The organism is Streptomyces aurantiacus, from assembly GCF_001418335.1.
Taxonomy (GTDB): domain Bacteria; phylum Actinomycetota; class Actinomycetes; order Streptomycetales; family Streptomycetaceae; genus Streptomyces; species Streptomyces aurantiacus.
This window is the reverse complement of record NZ_LIPP01000365.1, coordinates 1-5,415: the sequence shown is the minus strand read 5'-3', so window position 1 is coordinate 5,415 and position 5,415 is coordinate 1. Positions and strand designations below refer to the sequence as shown.

The window sequence follows — 5,415 nt, the reverse complement described above, 5'->3', positions numbered from 1 at the left end:
CCCGCCGTCCCCGCCGTCCCCGAGTGCGAACGGCACGCTGTAGGCATGTGCGACCACCTCGCCGCTGTCGTCCTCGGCGAACAGCACATGCTCCGGCAGTTCCTTGGCGATCCGGCCGTAGTGCGCGTTGCCGACGAGGTCGTTGCGCAGGAACTCCGGCCAGGTGTCGGCCATCCCCATCACTTGGTCGTACATCTCCGGACGCTCGGCGAGGCTCGCGATTCTCAGCACCATGCCGGACACCGTAGGCATCGACCGGCCACGGCGGAACCGGTTCTGCCCGGGCCTGGATCGCCCTTACCGCCCCTACCGCCCTTCCCAGGACCTCGGGCGGAGCGGCCCGCTCAGTCCGCGTGGAACCGGCTCGGCGCCCGTGTCGAGGTTCCGCCCGAAGGAAGCCGCTGCCCCGGGCAGCCGGTCAGCACCTTCTTCATCGCGGCCTTCTCCGCGGCGGTGACCCACAGTTCGTACTTCTTCTTCACGGCCACCTGCCGGGCCACATACGTACAGCGGTACGCCTTGTGGGGCGGAAGCCAGCTCGCGGTGTCCCCGTCGCCCTTGCTGCGGTTGCGTCCGGCATCGACGGCGAGGAGGTTCAGCGGGTCGTTGGCCAGCGCTATCCGCTTGCTCGCGTCCCACTTGTGGGCGCCCTTCTGCCAGGCGTCCGACAGCGCGACGAGATGGTCTATGTCGACCTCGCTGCGGCCACCGCGTACGAAGGTGACGTCCTTGTCGGTGTACGGGTCGGGATCGAGCCGCCCCGTTTTCACGCTGCACTCACCGTCGCTGAACTTCACGTCCTTCAGGTCCCGTTTGAGTATGTCGTCGCGGGTGTCACAGCCGTTCGCGTCGGTGTCGGCCCAAGGGGTACCGAACTTGTCCCGGTCGTATCCCGTCTTCGGTGCCCGCCCCTTGACGGTCAGCGAGTCGACGGCGGTGAGGGCGGCCCCGCCCGCGCCCGCCGTCTCCTGGGGTCCGGCGGCACCGGTCGTCTCCGTGGTGCAGCCGGTCGCGGCGAGCAGCAGGGCGGCGGCGCCGGCGGCCCTGGTCCAGAACGTCACGGGCGCTCCCTCTTCTTGCTTGCCCATGTCCACCCTGAGCGGGCGGGCTTCCTGACCTCACCGTACTGGCCCGGGGCTCGGCACAGAACAGCACCAGACCGGATTTACGGGGACTTCGGCGGGCAAATGGCGCACCACCGGCGTGAGTGAGGGAGTGCGCCAGTTGCCTCAGGCCTTTGTTGCCTCACACCTTCCCGATCCCCAGCGTGGTCTCCGAGTACCGCGACCCAGAACTCGCCCAGCAGATCGGCGAGTCGGCCGGTGGCATCCGGCCCCAACGCCTGCCAGGGGGCGGCGGCCAGTTCGTCGGTACGGCGCTCCACCTCCTGCCGAAGCACACGGCCGTCCTGCGTCGCGGTGCCGTCCTGTGCCAACAGCCCCCGGACGACGAGCCGTTCGCTCGCGAACGCCCACTCCTCCTCGCTCCAGGCCCGGCTCTCGAACCGCTGCACGGAAGCGGCACCGATCGCCGCGAACGAGACGAGCGACTCGACCGGATCGAGGCCCGCGACGAGCAGCGCGCAACGGGAAGTAGCTCGGCCAGCGCTCCCCGACCCCGTAGCCGAGCGCGGCCACCTCCTCGAAGACCGGCCGCTGCCTCCGCCTCTGCCTCCGCCTCTGTGTAATCCCTACGAGCCCAGAATCGAAGCCAGGAATTCCCCCGTCCAGCCCAGCAACTCCCGCCCGATCAACGGCTTCCCGCCGACCTTCGCCGTCTTGGGGCGGGGCACCAGCACCTGGTGGGCGGCGTCCTTGATCACGGAGCCGGGGTACAGGCGCTGCAGCCGCAGCTCCTGCGACTCCCTCAACTCCACCGGTGCGAAGCGGATGTTGTTGCCCTGGAGGACGATCTCACCGACCCCGCACGCCCGCGCGAGCATCCGCAGCCCGGCCACCAGGAGCAGGTTCTCCACCGGCTCGGGCAACTTCCCGTACCGGTCGACGAGTTCCTCCCGTACCGCCTTGATGTCCTCCTCGGAGTTGACCGAGGCGATCGAGCGGTAGGCCTGCAGCCGCAGCCGCTCGCCCGGCGCGTAGTCGTGCGGGACGTGCGCGTCGACCGGAAGCTCGATCTTGACCTCCAGCGGCGCCTCCTCCACCACACCGCCCTCCATGGAGGCGCGGTAGTCCGCCACGGCCTCCCCCACCATGCGTACGTACAGGTCGAAGCCCACGCCGGCGATATGGCCCGACTGCTCGCCGCCCAGCAGGTTTCCCGCTCCGCGGATCTCCAGGTCCTTCATCGCCACGTACATGCCCGCGCCCATCTCCGTGTGCTGGGCGATGGTCGCGAGGCGTTCGTGGGCGGTCTCCGTCAGCGGCTTCTCCGGCGGGTACAGGAAGTACGCGTAACCCCGCTCCCGGCCACGCCCCACCCGGCCGCGCAGCTGGTGCAGCTGGGAGAGGCCGAAGTTGTCGCCGCGCTCCACGATCAGCGTGTTGGCGTTCGCGATGTCGATGCCCGATTCCACGATGGTCGTGGAGACGAGGACGTCGAACTTCTTCTCCCAGAAGTCGACGACCACCTGCTCCAGGGCCTGTTCGGACATCTGGCCGTGGGCCGTCGCGATCCGCGCCTCCGGCACGATCTCCCGCAGGCGCGCCGCGGCCCGGTCGATCGACTCGACCCGGTTGTGGATGTAGAAGACCTGCCCCTCCCGCAACAGCTCCCTGCGCACCGCGGCGCCGATCTGCTTCTCCTCGTACGGGCCGACGAAGGTCAGTACCGGATGCCGTTCCTCCGGAGGTGTCGTGATCGTCGACATCTCCCTGATCCCCGTCACCGCCATCTCCAGCGTGCGCGGGATCGGGGTGGCGGACATGGTCAGGACGTCCACGTTCGCGCGCAGCTTCTTCAGCTGCTCCTTGTGCTCGACGCCGAAGCGCTGCTCCTCGTCGACGATGACGAGTCCCAGGTCCTTGAACTTGGTCTCCGCGGAGAAGAGGCGGTGGGTGCCGATGACCAGGTCCACCGAGCCCTCCCGCAGGCCCTCAAGCGTGGCCTTCGCCTCGGTGTCGGACTGGAAGCGCGACAGGGCCCGTACGTTGACGGGGAACTGCGAGTAGCGCTCGCTGAACGTCCCGAAGTGCTGCTGCACCAGCAGCGTGGTGGGCACGAGGACGGCGACCTGCTTGCCGTCCTGGACCGCCTTGAAGGCCGCGCGGACCGCGATCTCCGTCTTGCCGTAACCGACGTCGCCGCAGACCAGCCGGTCCATCGGGACCGTCTTCTCCATGTCGTCCTTGACCTCGGCGATGGTCGTGAGCTGGTCGGGCGTCTCGGTGTACGGGAACGCGTCCTCCAGCTCGCGCTGCCAGGGCGTGTCGGCGCCGAAGGCGTGCCCGGGGGCCGCCATCCGGGCCGAGTACAGCCTGATCAGGTCCGCCGCGATCTCCTTGACGGCCTTCTTGGCGCGCGCCTTGGTCTTCGTCCAGTCGGCGCCGCCGAGCCGGTGCAGCGTCGGGGCCTCGCCGCCCACGTACTTGGTGATCTGTTCCAGCTGGTCCGTGGGGATGTAGAGGCGGTCGCCGGGCTGGCCGCGCTTGGCGGGCGCGTACTCGACGACGAGGTACTCGCGGGTCGCGCCCTGCACGGTCCGCTGGACCATCTCGATGTAGCGGCCGACGCCGTGCTGCTCGTGGACGATGTAGTCGCCCGTCTCCAGGGTCAGCGGGTCGATCGTCTTGCGGCGGCGGGCCGGCATCCGGGCGCCGTCCTTGCCCGCGGCCTTCTGCCCGGTGAGGTCGGTCTCGGTCAGTACGGCGAGCCGGAGCGCCGGGTCGACGAACCCGTAGTCGATCGAGCCGCAGGACACCTGCACGACCGCGGGTGCCAGCGCGCCGAGGTCCGACTCCAGGCGGGCCGCGATGCCCTCCCCGCCGAGCACCTCGACGGTACGGGCCGCCGGGCCGTGCGCCTCGGTGACGAACACCGTGCGCCAGCCGTCCGCGAGCCAGCCCTTGGTGTCGGCCAGCGCCTTCGCGGTGTCGCCCCGGTAGGTCTCGGGCGCGTGCATCCCGAGCTTCAGCGTGTCCGCGTCACCCGCCACGTCACCGGCAGACGTCTCCGTCAGTGCTTCGTCCGCCGCGAACTGCGACACCGACCACCACATCATGTCCAGCTCGCGGGCCCGCTCCCGGACGTCCGCGATGGACCACAGGGACGCCGCGTCGACGTCGATCGGGGCCTCGCCGCCGCCGGCCGTCGCCGCCCAGGACGCCTGGAGGAACTCCTGCGACGTCGCCACCAGGTCCGCGGCGCGCGTGCGCACCCGCTCCGGGTCGCACACCAGGGTCATGGACCCCTTGGGCAGTACGTCGATGAGCAGCTCCATGTCGTCGACGAGGACGGGCGCGAGGGACTCCATGCCCTCCACCGCGATGCCCTCGGCGATCTTGCCGAGCAGCTCGCCCAGCTCGGGGTGGGCCTCCGCGAGGGTGGCCGCCCTCGCCCGTACGTCGTCCGTGAGCAGCAGTTCGCGGCAGGGCGGCGCCCACAGCCCGTGCTCGGCGACCTCCAGGGACCGCTGGTCGGCGACCTTGAAGTAGCGGATCTCCTCGACGTCGTCGCCCCAGAACTCCACGCGCAGCGGGTGCTCCTCGGTGGGCGGGAAGACGTCCAGGATGCCGCCCCGTACGGCGAACTCGCCGCGCTTCTCGACCAGCTCGACGCGGGCGTACGCGGCTGCCGACAGGGCTGCCACGATGGCGCCGAGGTCGGTGCTCTGGCCGGTCCGCAGGGCCACGGGCTCCAGGTCGCCGAGGCCCTTGACCTGGGGCTGGAGGACCGACCGGACGGGCGCGACCACCACGGAGACCGGGCCGGTCTCCGGGTCGTCGGTACGCGGGTGGGTGAGCCTGCGCAGCACGGCGAGCCTGCGGCCCACGGTGTCGCTGCGCGGGGACAGCCGCTCGTGCGGCAGCGTCTCCCAGGACGGGTACTCCGCGACGGTGTCGGCCGGCAGCAGTGAGCGCAGCGCCGCCGCCAGGTCCTCGGCCTCGCGGCCGGTGGCCGTGACCGCGAGCACGGTGCGGCCTGCCTCTCTGGCCAGCGCCGCCACCGCGAACGGCCTGGCGGCGGGTGGGCCGACCAGGTCGACGTGCATGCGGTTGCCGTCGCCGGCGGCCTTCACCGCTTCGGTGAGTGCGGCGTCCTTGACGACGGCGTCGAGCAGACCGTGCAGGCTCATGAAGAGGTTTCCGTCCAAGAATCCGGAGTGGGTGTCCGAGGGAGTGGGCAACGCCGACGGCCCGACACGTCTGACGGGCCGGGGGGTGTCCAGGGTACGACGCCGGGGTCGGCCCCGCCCGCGCCCGCGGACACCGCCGGTTCTCCGCCCCCGCCGCCCCTACC

Annotated in this window: 2 protein-coding genes and 2 pseudogenes; all 4 read right to left on the bottom strand. The window is 70.8% G+C overall.

The window, feature by feature from the left end; translation table 11 throughout:
* A pseudogene (locus AOK01_RS35290) lies at positions 1-234 on the bottom strand (N-acetyltransferase); the annotation flags it as partial.
* A 110-nt stretch (positions 235-344) separates the two neighbouring features.
* Positions 345-1,088 carry an HNH endonuclease family protein gene (locus AOK01_RS35285; protein WP_055518928.1) on the bottom strand — a complete coding sequence of 248 codons (744 nt, stop codon included), beginning with the start codon at positions 1,086-1,088 and terminating at the stop codon, positions 345-347.
* A 157-nt stretch (positions 1,089-1,245) separates the two neighbouring features.
* Positions 1,246-1,582: pseudogene (locus tag AOK01_RS45745) on the bottom strand (helix-turn-helix domain-containing protein); the annotation flags it as partial.
* 108 nt (positions 1,583-1,690) lie between these two features.
* Positions 1,691-5,251 carry a transcription-repair coupling factor gene (gene mfd, locus AOK01_RS35275; protein ID WP_055518927.1) on the bottom strand — a complete coding sequence of 1,187 codons (3,561 nt, stop codon included), beginning with the start codon at positions 5,249-5,251 and terminating at the stop codon, positions 1,691-1,693.
* Between the last annotated feature and the right edge of the window lie 164 nt (positions 5,252-5,415).